This window comes from Shewanella sp. SW24 (genome assembly GCF_025653395.1).
GTDB lineage: Bacteria > Pseudomonadota > Gammaproteobacteria > Enterobacterales > Shewanellaceae > Shewanella > Shewanella oncorhynchi.
Window position 1 is genome coordinate 287,812 of the sequence record NZ_JAKKSH010000001.1, and the last position, 17,751, is coordinate 305,562.

14 protein-coding genes are annotated in these 17,751 nt (G+C 45.9%); 5 read left to right on the forward strand and 9 right to left on the reverse strand.

Annotated features, from left to right (window positions below; translation table 11 throughout):
- The first annotated feature begins 374 nt into the window (after positions 1 to 374).
- Both L5M17_RS01330 and L5M17_RS01335 read left to right on the forward strand, forming a co-directional pair.
- The gene (locus tag L5M17_RS01330) at positions 375 to 1,691 is read left to right on the forward strand and encodes a hemolysin family protein (RefSeq protein ID WP_131525558.1); all 1,317 of its coding nucleotides are present in this window, start codon (positions 375 to 377) and stop codon (positions 1,689 to 1,691) included.
- Positions 1,692 to 2,459: 768 nt separating this feature from the next.
- Positions 2,460 to 2,852, forward strand: coding sequence for a DUF6678 family protein (locus tag L5M17_RS01335; protein ID WP_131525557.1), 393 nt, complete (start codon positions 2,460 to 2,462; stop codon positions 2,850 to 2,852).
- 196 nt (positions 2,853 to 3,048) lie between these two features.
- On the opposite strand, the gene atcC is transcribed toward L5M17_RS01335, so the two are convergent.
- From atcC to ppk1, 6 genes are all read right to left on the reverse strand, one after another.
- Positions 3,049 to 3,945: a cold adaptation protein AtcC gene (atcC, locus tag L5M17_RS01340; protein ID WP_131525556.1), complete on the reverse strand. Its 897-nt coding sequence runs from the start codon at positions 3,943 to 3,945 to the stop codon at positions 3,049 to 3,051.
- 11 nt (positions 3,946 to 3,956) lie between these two features.
- Positions 3,957 to 4,715 (reverse strand): cold adaptation protein AtcB, encoded by a 759-nt coding sequence (gene atcB, locus L5M17_RS01345; RefSeq protein WP_006086363.1) that lies wholly within the window; start codon positions 4,713 to 4,715, stop codon positions 3,957 to 3,959.
- Complete coding sequence (gene atcA, locus L5M17_RS01350) at positions 4,715 to 5,248, reverse strand: cold adaptation protein AtcA (protein ID WP_131525555.1); 534 nt, start codon at positions 5,246 to 5,248, stop codon at positions 4,715 to 4,717. Before atcA ends, atcB begins: the two co-directional genes overlap by 1 nt.
- Positions 5,249 to 5,270: 22 nt before the next feature.
- Positions 5,271 to 5,555 carry a J domain-containing protein gene (locus L5M17_RS01355; protein WP_006081330.1) on the reverse strand — a complete coding sequence of 95 codons (285 nt, stop codon included), beginning with the start codon at positions 5,553 to 5,555 and terminating at the stop codon, positions 5,271 to 5,273.
- Between the two features lie 392 nt (positions 5,556 to 5,947).
- A complete protein-coding gene (gene ppx / locus L5M17_RS01360) occupies positions 5,948 to 7,492 on the reverse strand; it encodes an exopolyphosphatase (protein ID WP_173496575.1) in 1,545 nt (514 codons plus the stop codon).
- 42 nt (positions 7,493 to 7,534) lie between these two features.
- Positions 7,535 to 9,706 carry a polyphosphate kinase 1 gene (ppk1, locus tag L5M17_RS01365; RefSeq protein ID WP_028760273.1) on the reverse strand — a complete coding sequence of 724 codons (2,172 nt, stop codon included), beginning with the start codon at positions 9,704 to 9,706 and terminating at the stop codon, positions 7,535 to 7,537.
- Positions 9,707 to 10,082: 376 nt separating this feature from the next.
- Between ppk1 and yegD the strand changes: the two genes are divergently transcribed.
- Both yegD and L5M17_RS01375 read left to right on the forward strand, forming a co-directional pair.
- Positions 10,083 to 11,549, forward strand: a complete 1,467-nt coding sequence (yegD, locus tag L5M17_RS01370; protein WP_263144667.1) for a molecular chaperone — start codon at positions 10,083 to 10,085, stop codon at positions 11,547 to 11,549.
- Between the two features lie 45 nt (positions 11,550 to 11,594).
- Entirely contained in the window at positions 11,595 to 12,083 is a 489-nt protein-coding gene (locus L5M17_RS01375) for a CreA family protein (protein ID WP_131525552.1), read from the forward strand.
- 156 nt (positions 12,084 to 12,239) lie between these two features.
- On the opposite strand, the gene L5M17_RS01380 is transcribed toward L5M17_RS01375, so the two are convergent.
- The 3 genes from L5M17_RS01380 to pdsR all read right to left on the reverse strand — a co-directional run bounded on the left by L5M17_RS01380 (position 12,240) and on the right by pdsR (position 16,614).
- Positions 12,240 to 13,439: a cystathionine beta-lyase gene (locus L5M17_RS01380; protein WP_263144672.1), complete on the reverse strand. Its 1,200-nt coding sequence runs from the start codon at positions 13,437 to 13,439 to the stop codon at positions 12,240 to 12,242.
- A gap of 229 nt (positions 13,440 to 13,668) precedes the next feature.
- Positions 13,669 to 15,828, reverse strand: coding sequence for a proteobacterial dedicated sortase system histidine kinase (gene pdsS, locus L5M17_RS01385; RefSeq protein WP_028760269.1), 2,160 nt, complete (start codon positions 15,826 to 15,828; stop codon positions 13,669 to 13,671).
- 93 nt (positions 15,829 to 15,921) lie between these two features.
- Entirely contained in the window at positions 15,922 to 16,614 is a 693-nt protein-coding gene (gene pdsR / locus L5M17_RS01390) for a proteobacterial dedicated sortase system response regulator (RefSeq protein ID WP_006081337.1), read from the reverse strand.
- 258 nt (positions 16,615 to 16,872) lie between these two features.
- Here pdsR and pdsO point away from each other — a divergent pair, with 258 nt between their 5' ends.
- Positions 16,873 to 17,703 (forward strand): sortase-associated OmpA-like protein PdsO, encoded by an 831-nt coding sequence (gene pdsO, locus L5M17_RS01395; RefSeq protein ID WP_263144675.1) that lies wholly within the window; start codon positions 16,873 to 16,875, stop codon positions 17,701 to 17,703.
- Positions 17,704 to 17,751 lie beyond the last annotated feature (48 nt).

A 17,751-nucleotide genomic window follows, 5' to 3' on the forward strand; every position in this document is an offset into this window, starting at 1 on the left:
AATCACTTTTTTATGTAGGATTATGGACCCTCACCGACGATACGCTGTAACTTCAGTTGTTGCAGCCATTATCAATAAGCATTGTCTTTCCATTTATTTCAATGAGTTAAGACAACTTTCTACACAATCAAATACACGGCTAATCAAAAAGTTGATAGCAGGTAGTAGATGGTTTGTTCTGAGAATTTCAAATCATACCCCAAGCCCGTTCTGGGAAAGGTCCTTTCGTTATATTCTTTTGTTATTTAAGAAGATTATTTCATGAGTTGTATCTAAGCTATCTTTCGATATTTAGCTGAGCTCATTGAGTTTCAGTATCAATTGTCTATTCATTTTTTCTTGTTCAACTTAAAGCGGAACCCAGAGCCACGACTATGGAAATTTTTATTCTTATTGGTTTGATTGTGTTAAATGGCTTATTTGCTATGTCGGAAATCGCCATTGTGACTGCTCGCAAGTCACGGCTAACTGCCCTTGCTCATGGCGGTAGCAGCACTGCTAAAGCAGCACTCAAACTGGCAGAAGATCCAACGCAATTCTTGTCAACTGTGCAGATAGGCATAACATCAATAGGGATCTTAAACGGAATATTTGGTGAATCCATCCTCGCCGAACCTTTGTCACTTTGGCTTCAGACTTTTGGTCTAAGTCCAGATTTAACCAACATCTTTTCAACCGTTCTAGTGGTCATCATTGTCACTTATGTGTCAATTGTCATTGGTGAGTTAGTTCCCAAGCGAATTGGTCAAGTCAGTGCGGAAAGTATTGCCTGTCTAATGGCTAAACCAATGGTATTTCTAGCAATAGCAACCAAACCATTTGTATGGATGTTATCCGGTTCAACTCATGCTCTTATGCGTCTAATGGGATTTTCGCATAGACTTGACGACAATGTGACTCAGGAAGATATTCAGGCAATGTTGCAGGAAGGCTCATCTGCAGGGGTGATTGAGCACAATGAACATGCGATGGTTAAAAACGTTTTTCGATTAGATGAACGTACTATTTCTTCTTTGATGGTGCCACGGTCTGATATTGTATTTCTCGACTTAAACCTGCCTCTTGATGCAAATCTGCGAACTGTTATGCAGTCTCCTCACTCACGATTTCCTGTTTGTCGTAACAATGTCGATGATATGGTGGGTATTATTTCAGCTAAACAACTCCTTTCACAGTCTATCGCGGGTGAACGTTTAGAATTGGTGGATCTCGTTAAGAATTGTAACTTTGTACCCAACAGCTTATCTGGAATGGAGCTACTTGAGCATTTTCGTACTACAGGCTCGCAGATGGTGTTTGTTGTTGATGAATATGGTGATTTGAAAGGGCTGGTAACGCTTCAAGATATGATGGATGCACTGACTGGTGAGTTTTTTCAGGAAGATGTGAATGATCAGATGGTGATAAAAAGGGAAGATGGCTCATTATTACTAGATGGTCTAATCCCTATTTTTGACCTAAAAGACGCTTTAGGTATAAAGCAATTGCCAAATGAAGAGGATGGGCGTTATCAAACGCTAAATGGATTTTTAATGTATGAATTAGGGAAAATACCTCAAACCACAGATATTGTTGAAGTTGCAGGTTGGCGACTCGAAATTATGGATATGGACGGTAAAAGGGTAGATAAAGTCCTTGCTCAAATGTTACTTGATGCTGATTCTTCAGAAGAATCTATATTTGTTGATTGATAAATTCAAAAGCATAGTAGTTGTCAGCTTTAGTGCAAAAAACACGTCTAAAGAGCGACCAACTAAATCTGCTCGGTGAGTCGAGCATTAGCCATCGATTTCCTCATGGTTGTTTAACTAAAAATCGTGCCCGTGAATCACTCTACATCAGACTGATTCACGCTATCCCCAATGCCCCGTTTGCAGCTATTCTGGGGCGCTTTTTTCCCTTGAGATGAATCAAATCTTTATAGAATTGATTCATGTCCCTGCTATGCCTATTCCGACTAGTAATATCGAGAGTTGATTAATTTACAGTCAACAGAGACGTTACTAATAGCTAATCCGAATCTGACTAAGCAGAGTGAATTATCTAACAAGGTTTTGTCCAAAAGTATGTTACGTATGCCTTTTAAACCTACAGGTTACGCGAATGCTCGAAAGGTGAGCCGTGGTGATTTGCGATACGACCGTCCGCCCCATGGATGGGGCGGTCGTGCATTCTAGGATGGACTGGAACAACATCCATGCTTAACTGCCAGTTCGCCCTCCATGGCTCTCGTTCATAAACTTAGAATCCCTAGGCTTCTATTCACCCTGTCGACGAGCAAATACGATGGCAAGCCAATATGAGTAGGTCAAACCAATAAGCGCTCCACGGTTAAAAATGGCTGGCCTAATTTATTACCCATCATTTTATCTGTCATTTTAATTAGTTTTTATTGGCAATATATATCTATTAAAGCTATATCATTAAGTTTTTCACTTAGTCGCTTGAGACACTAAAAAATGAATTCTGAAGTTTTGAAGTATGTAAACGAGCATCAGCTTTCGTCTGTAATGAATAAAACAAAGTGGTGCGAGCTTGAAAAGGCATTAAATGAGTCTGAAGACTTTACTCCCCATGTGCGATACAAATTGATTTATGATGAAAACCCTAATGCAGGTTTTACTGCTGTGTGGTGGCACGAGTTGCTTGAAATAGCAGAAACCATTGAGTGGTTAGAAGTTGATCCATTCAAAAGAGAATGGCTAGGCAGATTAGTGGCGGATCGAGTGACGGACTTTTCTGATGTTGTAAGCGCACAATTAGCCCAATATTCAATTCCTTATTCAATAGAAAATGGTATGTTTCGGATTTGGGGTTATCTGAGGAGGGATGAATCTCCAGAATTTATCTAACTGAAGAGTTATATCTCTGTAAGTTACTTATTTTAAAGCTAAAAACACTCAAAGCTGAGACCTAAATACTGATTGATGGGATTGGACATAGAGAAACAAGACATTAAAAAGTGCTTTATTTTTCAATAAAGCACTCATTTTAAAACGACTTAAGTACTCGTTAACGTACTGAACACACTACTGATTAAAGGACCGATCAAAGTACTATGTAGAGTGGCCAGCCAAGGAGGCCGACGAGACCTTCTTTATGTTCGAATCTTTCTAAGCGCTCGGGTGAAGCGTCGCTGAGTAAGAGTTCGCGGTAGCTTTTCGCAAAGTGCAGGGTACGCAGTAGGGCGGGGACAAAGTTTTTACCGAGATCTTTACTGATGGTTTCAGCGAGTTCTGCGGGTAATTCTGCTAACGCTTTCTGGGTTTCCAATTCGATATGCTCACGGGTAAACCATTCCTCTTTTAAGGTGATTTTGCCGATACGCTTTTTCAAATCCTGTCTGACTTTGGCGCCATCAAACAACAATCGATACAGTACCGCTTCGGCTAATACACTCTCTAGATTGAGAAAATCTAGCGGATCATAGCTCGATTGCGCGTAAAACTGTGCCAATAGGGCCGCTATCGACTGTTGGCGTTGATGTTCAAGCAGGGCATCTTGATAGGCTTCATAGCCTAACCATTCTTCCGCATCGGGCGGGCTGGACACTTGTTCGAGCAAGAACTTGTCGACATCACCGTACAGTGACTTGCCGTTGATGAGTTTATGCTTGCTGACAGTGCTGAGCATGCTCCAGCCTTTTTGAAAGCATTTGACTACGCCATCGGCGGTGATCAACAGGCGTATCGCCTGCTGTGGGTTTTGGTTTGATAATTCCATCAAACCAAGACTCACCACACCAATGACATCGTGCGCCGCTTGTTCGAGCAGGTGCATTTTGTACTTGTTGTAAAACTTATCGGCCAGTTTGAGGCTCATCAAAATGGCTTTGGATTTGATTTGTGACAGCTGTTCACCGCTCAGCGTTTCGTCTGCTTGGCCTTGGATCAATACCTTGCTCAGGTAGGGTCCTTGATCTACATCACGCAGTACCAGTTGCATCAAATAATTCCTTAATCCAAAAAGCTAAACATATCATCGACTTCAGCGTATTCATCCGTCACTTGGTTTTTCTCTTTGGCTTGAATAACCAGCTCGTTGACAAACTTGCTGATGATCATTTCCCAACCTGAGCTTTCGTTTCGTAGCAGACTCTTAATGGCTTTTTCAACATCGGGCGCGAGTTCGTGGATCAAGGCCATTAGGCTGCGTGGGTCGTCTATGCTGAGGCTGTGTGCATCTTCACTGGCGACGCGGCTGTCGTAGCCGATGGTTTCAGTGTCTTCTTCGTCATCGTAGAGATCTGTGTAGCCGTCTTCATCTTCATGTTTTTCGCCTAACATCATTTCGATGAAAGGGATCGACAGGTAGAAGAGGCCCGCTGGATCTTCGGCTATACATTCTAGAATCGCAGTTTGCTTTTCTTCGCTATCTTGGATGCGAATTAAATAGGTCAAAAAATCAAAGGTATGCTGAATAAGCTCTTCGGCATTGTTTTTGATTTTTTCTTCCCAGTACAAAGGTTGCTGACAGACGATGTCGCGAATTTGTTCTGGGGTCATGAGTTCAGACATGATCGAAGGGCAAGAGATATCATGATGACTGTTGATTTGGGTCAGCGTGACGATATCCATGTGTTCGATAACTTCGACTAATTGCTCGTCGCTCATGGTATTTGCAATGATTTCAAAGCGTTTGCTCGCTTGTTTTGGCTCTACGTCCGCCAACTCTTTAATTTCGGCGACGGTAATCTCAATGAGACTAGTGTTCATTAGCGGTCCTCATCATCGTAGTGATCGTAGTAGCCATCTTCCTCTTCGCCTTCATCATCGTCGTCGTTATCTGAGGTGCCAACATAATCGTTGTCATCATCTTCATCGTCATCGTCGTGATGTTTTGCTGCTGGCGTTGTTTTACCTTGATTTTCAAGTAAATACAGCACGGCGCAGCTTTCAATCAGTAAGGTTTCCGAGTAACCACGCACGGCTAACACTAAAGGTAAATCAGCATTGTTAAAGCCAATCGTGACTTTAAACTCATCCCACTCGGGTTGAGTTGCCGTGTTTATCCAATGTGCCCACTTGAGTTTGGCTTCGGCGGGAAACTTAATTCGACCGTAAAGCGCGACAGGCAGGTACTCAGGCACAGTATCGAGCATCTTAGGATCGGCTTCTAACACCTTTTTGATTTGGCTAGTAAATTGCTCTAGCGCTTTAGGTGTATCGGGATCGTCGTAAGACTCGATATTGTCGTAGGCATTATTTTTTAGCTCATTAATGCGTGAGATATTCAGTTTTTTGACCATTTGACACTACTCTAGAAAACGCTCAAGGATAAAATTGATCCCACAGCTCGCGCATGGCGCTCGCGGGATCGGTCACTATGACGTTATTGAAATCTTTGATAAACGCGTTACGTCGCTTAGGATCGGACAACACATCATAAGCATTTTTAACGCGTTCAAGTTGTACGGCGGCTTGCTGCTTTTCCTCTTCCGAGGCGCCTAACAACTTGTCGGGATGATATTTGTTTGACAGCCGTCGATAGGCTTTTTTAATGTCGTCTTCTTTGGCACTGGGTTTTATACCAAGCACACTAAAGTGGTTAATCATACTTGTACCTGCAGGCGATGGGGCTGATATCGCGAGATAAAAAGGGTTTGACTCTGATTATCTTTAAATTCGTGGAATTATGATTAGTCAGCCGTGGATGATAGCAGAAATTCCCACTCAGCGGCAAACGCGCGAGCAGGAATTTGTGCTTTAGTGAAGGGTTAAAAATCCTTTAAACTTTAATCTGTTGTGGCGCATGGATTAAGTCTACCGCTATGCTGTTGAAATCCGGTTACCTAGCCAGATTGACAGCTAACTTAACCTTGTTTTAGGCGAGATAATGGCCCTCGATTAAGGGCATATTTCAGTGCTGAATTCTTCGCTAAACGTATTCACACAGAGTTAACCCACACTCGCCTCGGCCACGTTAGGCTGAGCTAACGCCGTAACAGCTAAGTCAGACTAGACACTAAACGCAGGTTCATTCCAAGGGTGAGCATTTGTTTTTGTTCTCGCTGTAAATCTTTCATAAACAAGCTGATTTTCCGCTTATGGCTTGGTAGTACTAGCATGAGTCCATCGGGGATCACTTTAATATGATCTAAGGTCAGCGTCTTAGCGATACGGCCAAGATTGAGCAAGACAGCGAGCCTAAGCAGGCTGAGTAGGCGATTGAGCGTGAGCTTATGGTTGGGATCGAGTTCAGCGAGCATTAATTCGTTAGGCTTTTTTCTGTGGTTGGTGATAAGTCGCGCTAAATCCAGCTGTAATGCTTCGCTAAACCCAGGTAAGTCACTGTTACTGATAATGTAACCGCCGTGTTTGTGCAGGGATTTTGAATTAATGTGTAATCCGATTTCATGTAAAGTCGCGCTATAGGCAAGCAAGCGCGCATGGGGCCTTAATTGCCATTCATCGGCGACCTGTTCAAACAAGGCCATAGCAGTGTCGCGTACCTTAGCCGCGTGGGCCATATCGATATGATAAAGCTGGGCAATACTGTCGACGGTGCGGTGGCGAATATCCTGATATTGACCAATCTTTGCCAGTTCATAGAGTACGCCTTCACGCAGTGCTCCTGGGCTAAACTCAAGTTTTTGAATCGGTAAGCGCCTAAAAAAGCTGATCAAAATGGCAAGTCCGGCGGGCACTAAGGGAATGCGTTTATCATCGACGTTGGCAAATTGGATTTGGCTAATATGGCCACATTTGATTAACTTGATTTTGAGCTGTTTGAGTCGTGGCAGCGTGATGGTTTCATCGCCGTGCTCTTCTTGAATTGCTTCGCAGATGGCTTTTACTGTGCCTGAGCTACCCAAGGTGAGTTCCCAGCCACCCGCGAAATATTCCTTTGAGAGCGACGCGAACTGCTTATCGGCCGCACTTTGGGCATCGCGAAATGAGGCTGGGGTGATGAGCCCATCAATAAAGAAACGCTCATTAAAACTCACACAACCGCAGCGCAGGCTAGATAACTGAGTTGGGGTATTTTTCTGGCCGATCACCACTTCGGTAGATCCGCCACCGATGTCGATGACTAAATTACTTTTCCCTAGCACTTGGCTTTGGGCAATACCGTTATAAATCAAACGCGCTTCTTCATGGCCCGAAATGACCTCCACCGGATAGGGCATGATGGCGAGTGCAGCCTCGATAAACTGATCGCGGTTTTTGGCGATTCTCAGAGTGTGGGTGGCGACTAATCTTACTTGCGCTTGGTCGAGATTGGAAAATCGTTGGTTAAAATCCCGTAGGCAATTGAGTCCACGTTCTATGGCATCATTGTCGAGAATATTTTGCGCATTGAGCCCAGTGGCGAGCTGAACCTGTTGTTTTTCTTTATGTAAAATCTGCAAACTGCCATCTTGCTCGCGGGCAATGACCAGATGAAAACTGTTCGACCCCATATCGATGGCGACAAAGTGGCGCGATTTAGAGTTTGCGAGTACATTGCTGGGCGTAGCGTGTGACTGTGTGTGCGAATATGTGGTTACCAATCGGATTATCCTTAGGCAATCAAAGCGATATAAAGCCAGCGATTAGCTGGCTTTGGCCCGTAACTCAGGTGTTATGTCAGGCTGAGTTTTCACTTCTCGCTCAGCGTCACCCTCATGGGTGGACATACGTAAGGCATTAAATTCTTGCAGTTGGCGCTTCTCATAATTAATCAGATATTGATAAATGGCAATTTGAGAACGCACTTTTCGTTTGTTACCGCGATTCCGATAAGGATTACTTTGTTCCTTGTTGATGACACGTGCTTTAGTGTTGTCATTGAACTGTAAGGATAAAATATCCATTATCATCTGTTTTAGGCGCAGATCATAAATCGGCACACTCACTTCGACGCGATTATCTATGTTGCGGCTCATCCAGTCGGCGGAGCAGATAAAGAGTTTGTTCTCTCCACCCGCGTGGAACAGCATCACCCGCGAGTGTTCGAGGAATCGGTCGACGATACTATAGACTTCGATGTTGTCGCTGATCCCCGGAATTTGCGGGATAAGCGAACACATGCCGCGAATAAGTAACTTGATTTTGACCCCAGCCGCCGAGGCTTCATAGAGCTTTTGTACTAAGGATTCATCGAGTAAGTTATTTAGTTTTAAGGTAATCGCCGCCTTCATATGGCTTTGGGCATTGACGATTTCATTATCAATCAAGTGACTCAGTTTTTGTCTGGCATCGTAGGGCGACACGATTAAATGCTGGAAGTTATCGCGGCGATACGGATGCTCAATTAAGTCAAACACTTGCTCCACTTCACGGGCAATTTCTTGATTGGCGGTGAACAGCGACAAGTCAGTGTAGACCCGCGCCGTGCCTTCGTTAAAGTTGCCTGAGCCGACGTGACAATAAAGTTTGATTTCCCCTTGTTCTTCGCGGCCAATTAAACACAACTTGGAATGCACTTTTAAGCTGGTGATACCGTGGTGAACTTTGACGCCCGCTTCGGCCAAGATGCGGGTCCATTCGATGTTGGATTGCTCATCGAATCTGGCCCTGAGTTCAATTACGGCGGTGACTTGTTTGCCGTTCTTCACTGCATCGATAAGCGATTGCATCACATGGGATTTTTTCGCCACTCGATATAAATTAATTCGAATAAAGCGCACCGCCGGATCGTAGGCCGCTTGGCGCACCATTTCGGTAAAGTGGGAAAACTTATGGTACGGATAATTGAGCATGATATCGCCCATCCGAATCGCATCGAAACTGTTGGCACTGCGGCCAAAACCTGCACTATTGAGCGCCGGTAGTTTTTCGTTTTCGAGGTAGTCGCGGCTCGGGTTGGGGAAGGCGATAAAGTCTTTAAAGCTATGGTAACGCCCGCCTGGGATCAAACATTCGGTCGAGCTGATGTTCAGGTTTTCTTTGAGCATCACCAACATGTGTTCGGGCATTTCTTTGTCATACACTAAGCGCACAGGCTCGGCGGTAAGACGTTTTTTCAATCCCTTGGTCATTTTCTCCAGCTGGGTTTGTTCAAGCTCGTCAGTGATATCAAAATCGGCATCGCGGGTTAACTTCATCGAATACACTTCGATAGCATCGTACTCGAAGAAGGGACCAAAGAGTTCATCCACGCAGTGGCGAATAATGTTATCTAATAAAATCAGATATTTTTTCGCTTTACTCTTTTCGGCTGGGAGTTCGATAAATCGCGGTACATTTTTAGTCGGCACTTCGACTAAGGCGTATTGGCGGCGAGCTTTAGTGAACAAACACACACACAAATAGGTGGCGTCGTCGTTGATTTGCTTGATCAGATCGCGATTATTATTGACCATAAGCGGCGCTATATGGCGTTTGAAATGGTCTCTAAAATGCTTTTTCAGCCAGTCGCTGTGGAACTCGCTTAATTGTTTCTCATTGATTAACAAAATATTACGGCGCACAAGTTCGCGCATTAAATCCGTGTATATGCCATCGAACCTTTCTTGCAATGCCATGACTTTCGATTGGATCTTGGCCATTAAATGGCGGCTATTACTGCGACCTTCCTGCAGGGATGACAGCAAAATGGAGCGTCTGACCGCAGCCACACGCACCCTAAAAAACTCATCCATGTTATTGGAAAATATCCCTAAAAAGCGCACTCGCTCCACTAAGGGAACATTGTGATCGCAGGCTTCTTGCAATACCCGCTCATTAAAAGACAACCAAGAGAGTTCTTTATCAATCGAAAGTTTATCGGTATTCGGGGACACTGCACAGCTCCTTTAAGCAAGCGTCATGGCGCAATATACAATAGCATTCATCCGCCGTTGTGCAATCAGATTTACTGCCGACAAGTGAAGGAATTTCAATGATAAATATTGCGTACACGCCAAAATCAGTCTGGGATTTATCTGGGATAAAGATACGAGGGAAATATGTCAACTTGATGACGAGTGTGACAGAAATATGACCTTATGATGATCATCTTGGATTGAGCTTAAATTCTGTTCGCGTCACTGCGATTTAAGCCTTGAGAAACTGTGCAAGCGTGGCTTACTGGAGAATAAATCCGTCAGTGTTAACTCCTTGGGCATTATCGCAAACTATGTTATCTTGCTCGGCTTTTTTATCGCGGGAGTAAAAGGTATGTTTGTTGGATTTGATTATGGTAGTGCTAACTGCGCCGTAGGGATCATGCTGGATGATGGTGTGCAGTTATTGGCGTTATCAGAGCAATCAGCTTATTTGCCTTCGACCTTATACGCGATGGACAGGGAACTGATCGCCGAGGCGGTTTATCGTGGCCTTCCCACTGAATTAAAAGCCGATTACGCCAAAAAGCGCGCCGCGCAATTGAGTCGCGCCCGTATGGTGCGCCATGAGTTAGATCTCGATGCCGATGTTCAGGCTGTATTTGTTGGCGAGCAGGCGGTGAGCGCGTATTTAGAGATGCCGGAGGAGGGATTCTATGTCCGTTCGCCAAAATCCTTTTTAGGCGCGACAGGGCTTAGACCCGAACAAGTGGCCCTGTTTGAAGATATTGTTACCTTGATGATGCAGCATATTAAAGTGCGCGCTGAATCTGTGTTAGTTGAAAAAGACCTTGTGAAACAGGGTAGCACTGCGATGATCACCCATGCGATTATTGGTCGTCCGGTGAACTTTCAAGGCATAGGCGGTGAAGAGAGTAACCGTCAGGCCGAAGCTATTTTGACCTTAGCGGCAAAACGCGCGGGTTTCATCGACGTTGATTTTCTGTTCGAGCCGTTAGCGGCGGGGATGGATTATGAAGCGACCTTGACCGACAACAAAACGGTATTGGTCGTCGACGTAGGCGGCGGTACAACGGACTGCTCTGTGGTAAAAATGGGACCCGCCCATAAACAAAAAGCGGATCGCAGTGAAGATTTCCTCGGTCACAGCGGCCAGCGGATCGGCGGTAACGATCTCGATATCGCCCTTGCAATGAATGCCTTTATGCCGCACTTTGGTTTAGGTTCCTTGATGATCAATGGCAAACCTATGCCCAGTAAAACCTTTTGGAATGCGGTTGCAGTGAATGATATTAGCGCCCAGCGAGAATTCAGTACCTTAAGTAGCCGTAAATTGATTGATGAATTGGTTAAAGAAGCCGAGCAGCCACAGTTACTGAAGCGATTGTTAAAGGTGCAACAGCAGCAGTTAAGCTATCAACTGGTTCGCCAAGCCGAGCGTGCGAAAATTGCACTGTCAGATACCGATAATACTGATGTTAATCTGGATTTTATCGAAGCGGCGCTGCACGCAGGTGTGAGTTGTGAATTGTTTGAAAATGCCATTGAGCCGTCGCTGACGAAAGTGGAAGCCCTGATGCACCAAGCGCTCACGCAAGCTGCAAAAACTTTGGCTGCAACAAATGTCGCGGTAAACCGCTCAGCAACAGAGGATTTATCCGCTGAAGCAGAGTGCAGACCCGATGTGATTTACGTGACGGGTGGTACGGCACGAAGCCCTGCGATTTATGCGAAAATCGCTGGTATTTATCCCGATATTCCGGTCGTGGTCGGCGATCACTTTGGCTCTGTGACAGCCGGGTTAACCCGCTGGGCACAAAAATTATTCGCTACGTATTAATATATAAGCGCTAGCATATAAGCACTAATGTAAAAGGATGTATGAATGAAAACTCTGTTGAAGTGTGCGTTTGCGGCCTCTGTAGGTTTATTGCTTGCGGGTTGTGGTGACGATGTGGGTAAGGTGAGCTTAGGGCTTTTTACCACTAAAGATGTGATTATTGATGCTAAAAACGATCCTAAAATACCTGGGGTGACTTGCCATATCAGTCGTATCGAAGCCAATTTAGATTTTGCTGATCCGTCCGATATGGGGATCAGTTGCCGTCAAACTGGGCCAATTACTGCGGCCGATCTGGCGAAGATAGACATGGGGAAACACGGCGAAGTGATTTTCACTGAATCCCTGAGTATTTTATTTAAGTCATTAAAAGTGCGTAGAATTTACGATGCGCAAAATCAGACTCTGTTGTATTTGTCCTATTCGACGAAAGAGACCAATGGCAGCCATAAACATGCGCTCTCAACAGTGCCGCTTTATGGCTCTGCGGCTTGGGTCGATCCTGCATTAAGTATTGGAACGAAAGCGAATTAATCACCGTAGAGTTTATGATTTAGCGGTTTATTTGCGATAAGCATAATGATATTGCAATAAAAATTCGTATTTGTGTCAGTATCGATAAGAGAAGGGGCGGAATATTTATTCCGCCCCTTTTTTATATTCTGCTAGCACTTAGTACATTAAATATCGTTACTTAGCTTTGGCCGCCAATACTGCGTTAAAGCGTTCAAACCCAGCACTGAGATCGGCGATTAAATCAGCGGGATCTTCTAAACCAATATGTAAACGGATCAAAGGTTTGCTCACATCCCATTGAGTCGCCGAGCGGATTTTTTCAATGCCGAAAATGCCGAGGATTAAACTCTCGTAGCCGCCCCAAGAAAAGCCCATCTTAAAGTGACTCATATTTTCAACCAGTGCGGTGACCGCATCGCCATCGCACTGTTTTAAGATAAAGGAGAACAAGCCGTTGGAGGCACTAAAGTCGCGTTTAAAGAATTCGTGCCCAGGGCATGTCTCGAACGCGGGGTGACGCAGATGATCGACTTCTGGCCGGGTTTTCAACCAGTTGGCTACTTGCAGTGCATTTTTTTCATGCTGCGCCATACGCACGCCTAAGGTACGTAGGCCGCGGGCAGCAAGGTACACATCGTCTGGCGATGTGGTTTGTCCCATTAAATAACTGTGTTCACGTAATTGTGGCCAGTATTTTTCGTTGGCCGTGGCCGTGCCTATCATCACATCCGAGTGACCGACGATGTATTTGGTCGCCGCTTGAATTGAGATATCTACACCCATTTCAAAGGGTTTGCTATTGATGGGCGAGGCCCAAGTGTTGTCCAGCATAGTGATCAGCCCATGTTCGTGGGCGATGCGGCACAAGGTCGGTACATCTTGTACTTCCATGGTGATGGAGCCCGGAGACTCTAAAAACAGTACCTTAGTATTGGGGCGAATGAGGTCGCGAATGCCTGCGCCAATCAGCGGATCGTAGTAAGTGGTTTCGATACCAAAACCGCCGAGAATATGGGTGCACAGATCCCGCGTTGGCTCATACACGCTATCAACCATTAACAGATGATCGCCCGTTTTTAAAAATGACAGTAGCGCCGCACTGATCGCCGCAGCGCCAGAAGGATACAGCGCCGTACCGACGCCGCCTTCTAGTTCGGCAATCGCGGCCTGAAAGGCAAAATGGGTTGGGGTGCCACGGCGGCCATAAAACATCTCGCCATTGGTTTTATTTTTCGCGGCGTGGCGCATTTCATCCATGGTTTCGAAGACGATAGTCGAAGCGCGAAAGACGGGCGGATTGATCACGCCTTTGGTCCATTTTTTGTCTCGACCTAAGCTGACGATTTGAGTGGCTTGATGATGTTTATCTGTCATTGGATCATTACCTTGGCATTTAGGTTGAACGAAGAGGTTGAACAATTTGGGAGAATAATTGGCGTTTCTAATCGATTGTTATGGCGGTCATCTTAGCATCTGCCCGCATAAATGACAGGAGGCGCGTGATGAGTTTGGCTCATGTTATTGGCCTCCTGTATTTTAGCTGTTGAGATTATGACGCAGGGCTTAAAAGCTGTAACACGCTTAACTTAAAGCCCGCATGTTCTTAATTTAAAGGTAAGGTAACAAGGATATCCACACCATTATGTTCGCTGCGATTACGGGCAAGGATTTGTCCTTGGTGGAACTCGGCGACCAATCGTGCGATATACAAACCTAATCCAAGATGGGGTTTATCTTGGGCTTGATTTATCCGCACCGACACCATGGAATCGAAAATCTGCTCCGACATATCAATGGGCAGTTCAGGCCCTAAGTTACTGATAAGCAGAGTTGCTTGCTTACCCACTTGGGTGAGCGTGACTTCGATAGCACTGTCTTTATGGCAAAACTCAATGGCGTTAGCGATAAGTTTGTCCATTAACTGGGCGATATATTCTGGCACACCTTGCATCATCAGTGGTTGCTCGGGCACTTTCACACTAAAGCCTTGTTCTGGATAGGTCATTTGATAACCTTGCATACAACCGCTGACCACTTGGGAGAGTGGGAACTTAGTGATATCGGCTTGCGTTAAACTCTGCTCTAAGCGTGTTGCCTCGCTCATGTTGTTTAAAATCATGCTTAAGCGGCTGACACCTTCTTGGGCGCGGTCGACATATTTTTGCGTGTCTTTATCTAAAGTCTGCAGGTTTAAATGCTCAAGGGATGAACGCACTACAGCCACGGGCGTGCGCAACTCATGGGACAGGCGCGACGACATGTTTTCTAGATAGTGAGTGTACTGACCCAGTCGTCCCACAATGCTAGAGAAGCTACGGGACAGATCGCCAATTTCATCCCGAGCCTTCGACGGTTTGAGGTGATTACGCACACGGCCTTGGCTATCGATGGCGTTTTCGGCTTCATCGCGCAATTTACGGATGCGGTTAGAAATACTCGAGGCGAAGAAGAACAGCGCCAAAGTGCCCATGCTCATAATGGTCAAAATCACGTTAAAGAGCTTTTCTAGCGCTCGGTTACGTAGAGTTCGAATTCCGTGGGTGGTTTCTTCGGCGACGACGGCCCCCATCACATTGTTATCAATCCAAATGGGGCTCGCGGCGGCGAGTACCACAGCTTTGTTGTCTGGGGTTAACCGCCAAGTCGAACTTTGCTGACCCGCGAGGGCTTTTTGGATATGACTGCCGTCAAGCTCGGTGGAATCTTGTAAGGAATCAATAAAGTCTTTGGGCGGTTTAGTGAGAATTTTATAGTACAGCGGATGCAGATAATCACGCTTGAAGGTATCCCACAGCGCGGTGCTCTTTTCATCTTCTAAGGTGCGGGTCCATACACTGTCATTAGCGCGAATGTCGCCGGATTTTGCCAGTACGCGACCGTGTTTATCGACCACCCAAATACGTGAGCTATAGTGGCTCATGCCTTTGATAATACTTTCAATTTCCGGTGATGGTACCAGCACAGTGCCGAGATTGTCGACCGTATCTAAGGCCGAGGTGCCGACAACTGCAGCGACATCACGGTATTTGCTGTCGTTGACATCGGCAATGGCAAATCCGAGTTTGCTGCCGACCATGTCTAAGGGAATACGCAGTTCGACATTGTAGCCCACATCTGTCGTCGCCCATTGTCCTTGGATGCGCACCTCAGGTGTGACGGGTACAGTTTGCTTAGGATTAGCGGGTAATTCGAAGGCGCTGATCCAGCCGGGTTGAGTCGTGGCAACGATATAGCGTTTGAATTTATTGTCGGGCGCGAGTGTCGCAATCGAGAGATGATCGTTTCTATCGACACTAAGGGCATTTTTACCCCGCAGTACCACTGTTGGATCAATGACTTGAAAAAAAGCATACAGATAACCATCGTATTGGCCGACCATGTGGGTAAAGCTTAAGGTCAGGGGGGCGTTCGGATCGGCACGCATAATTTGGTGCGCCTCACCGTATTGGATAAATCTGTGCTGATATTCCTGCCATTCGTTGAGTTTGCCGTCGAGTAGAATCGCCCCTGCCAGTGGATAGGCGTATAGATCGCGGCTTTTTTCTACTTGCTTTAAAAAACTCGCTTGCCCATCGAACAATTTCGGCCGCTCGTGCAGCGCGGTGGCTAGTGCTTGAGTGGTGCCTTCTAAGGTGCGTTCTTGGCCGTGGCGGAGATACTTTTCCATTTCCCACACATATTGGTACCCCAGCCAAGGAAGGCAGAGCAAGAACAGGCTAAGGCCGATGACTTTAGTGCGTAGACCAAAGGGGAAACGTGTCATAAGTTAGGGATCAGCATTAATGGGTTTAAAAGTTCATTCATCCAAGGTTATCTGGTTCAACGCCGCGCGCTTAAAGGTTGGTTAAGCCATAGATCAGGCTAAGCTGTCCCAGCGATAACCCATACCATAGACAGTATCAATACAATCAAACTCTGGCGCGGTAGCGATAAACTTTTTGCGAATGCGTTTCACATGGGAGGTGATAGTGCTGTCATCGACAAAGATTTTAGCCTCTTGCATTAATTCATGGCGACTGCGTACATGGCCTGGATGTTTGGCTAACGCATGCACCATCCAAAATTCGGTCACGGTAAGCTCGATTGGTAACTGGTTCCAATAGACTTGCATGCGGTTGGCATCAATGGTCAGTGGGCCACGTTCGAGCAGATTTTCCTGCGCCGTTTGGCTGGCCGCAAGTTCAGAACGTCGAAACAATGCGGCTAGCCGTGCGGTTAAATGGGGAAAACTCACTTCTTTACTCAAGTAATCATCGGCGCCTAAACGCAGGCCACACACAGTATCAAAGTCACTGTCACGGGCGGTTAAAAAGATGATCGGCAGCGTGCTCGACATGGCGCGCAATGACTGACATAGCATAAAGCCGCCGTCAATTTCATTACCTAAGCCGATGTCGATAATGGCTAAATCCGGTAAACGGGTATTAAAGGCTAGCATGGCCGATGGTCTGTCGGCGTAGGTTTGCACGCTGTAACCGTGTTGTTGCAGCACGTCCTTGTAATTTTCGCGAATGGCCGCTTCATCTTCCACTATGGCTATACGCTTCATAGAGCCGTATTCCTATTGACTTGGGGGAGTAAGTTTTCGTGACTATACAGGATTTTACCCGAGAAAAAAGGCCACAAATGCAATTGCCATTTTGTTGCCACAATTGATAGTTGTATTGCCATTTTCCATCCCTGCTCATGCCATTCCACTTGTGTTTAATAGCCCCATTCAGTTTTGTACCCGTTTGACCTGATGTGGTGTTGAGTGGATTGCTTCAGGTACGAGTCCAAGCTCAGCTAATAATCAAAAAGGAATGAGATGATGAAAAAGACACTAATTAATCTATTGGTTTTGAGTTTATTAAGCACACCTGTAGCCAGTGTGTCGGCGCGGGTTTCACTTCAAAACCAAGTGATAGGACAAGACCTCACCCTAGAAAATGATGCCTATGCAAGCGGTATAGCGATGGATGACGAATACGCAAGCGAGGACGAACAACCGGAAGCCCTAATTGGCCTCGGTGGTGGAGCCTTAGTAGGGGCGTTAGTCGGTGGTCCAGTGGGGGCCATTATTGGTGCGTTCACAGGCACCTTAATTGGCAAATCGGTCAGCGATACAGACACATTGCATGTTCAGCAAAGACAGATCCATTTGCAAGAGTCCCAGTTATCCGAGTGGAGTGTAAAACAGCAAGCCGCCGAAAAACGGGCGAGCGAATATACCAAGGCGCAGCAAGAGCTTGATGAGTTGCTGTCAGCGCAACGTCAATTGCTCAGTGAACTTGCTTTGGGGCTTAGCGTACAGTTTCGTACCGGTTCCTCTGAGGTTGAATCGCATTTTTTGCCCCAATTAGATGATGTGGCTGAGGTGATGAATTTGTCACCAGAACTCAATCTTGAGCTGAAGGGTTATGCCGACCGCCGTGGTGATGAGAGTTACAACCAAGCCCTTTCTGAGCAGCGTCTACTGGAGGTGCGTGGCTACCTGATTAAGCAAGGCGTCACTGCCGAGCGTATGACCACTCAAGCCTTTGGTGCTTTATCGCCTTTGAAAGCCGACCAAGACAGAGAATCGGATGTGTTCGACCGCCGCGTGACATTAACACTACAGCCTCATTTGGCCTTGACGGCCAGGCATGCTGCTGACTAGCGGTCAATTTAAGTAGTCCATTTTACGTCGTTCATATTAATGACGACC

Excerpts from the sequence above, each read along its gene's own strand:
- L5M17_RS01330 (WP_131525558.1), top strand. The coding sequence starts at position 375 with ATGGAAATTTTTATTCTTATTGGTTTGATTGTGTTAAATGGCTTATTT.
- L5M17_RS01335 (WP_131525557.1), top strand. The coding sequence starts at position 2,460 with ATGAATTCTGAAGTTTTGAAGTATGTAAACGAGCATCAGCTTTCGTCT.
- atcC (WP_131525556.1), bottom strand. The coding sequence starts at position 3,945 with ATGCAACTGGTACTGCGTGATGTAGATCAAGGACCCTACCTGAGCAAG.
- atcB (WP_006086363.1), bottom strand. The coding sequence starts at position 4,715 with ATGAACACTAGTCTCATTGAGATTACCGTCGCCGAAATTAAAGAGTTG.
- atcA (WP_131525555.1), bottom strand. The coding sequence starts at position 5,248 with ATGGTCAAAAAACTGAATATCTCACGCATTAATGAGCTAAAAAATAAT.
- L5M17_RS01355 (WP_006081330.1), bottom strand. The coding sequence starts at position 5,555 with ATGATTAACCACTTTAGTGTGCTTGGTATAAAACCCAGTGCCAAAGAA.
- yegD (WP_263144667.1), top strand. The coding sequence starts at position 10,083 with ATGTTTGTTGGATTTGATTATGGTAGTGCTAACTGCGCCGTAGGGATC.
- L5M17_RS01375 (WP_131525552.1), top strand. The coding sequence starts at position 11,595 with ATGAAAACTCTGTTGAAGTGTGCGTTTGCGGCCTCTGTAGGTTTATTG.
- L5M17_RS01380 (WP_263144672.1), bottom strand. The coding sequence starts at position 13,439 with ATGACAGATAAACATCATCAAGCCACTCAAATCGTCAGCTTAGGTCGA.
- pdsS (WP_028760269.1), bottom strand. The coding sequence starts at position 15,828 with ATGACACGTTTCCCCTTTGGTCTACGCACTAAAGTCATCGGCCTTAGC.
- pdsR (WP_006081337.1), bottom strand. The coding sequence starts at position 16,614 with ATGAAGCGTATAGCCATAGTGGAAGATGAAGCGGCCATTCGCGAAAAT.
- pdsO (WP_263144675.1), top strand. The coding sequence starts at position 16,873 with ATGATGAAAAAGACACTAATTAATCTATTGGTTTTGAGTTTATTAAGC.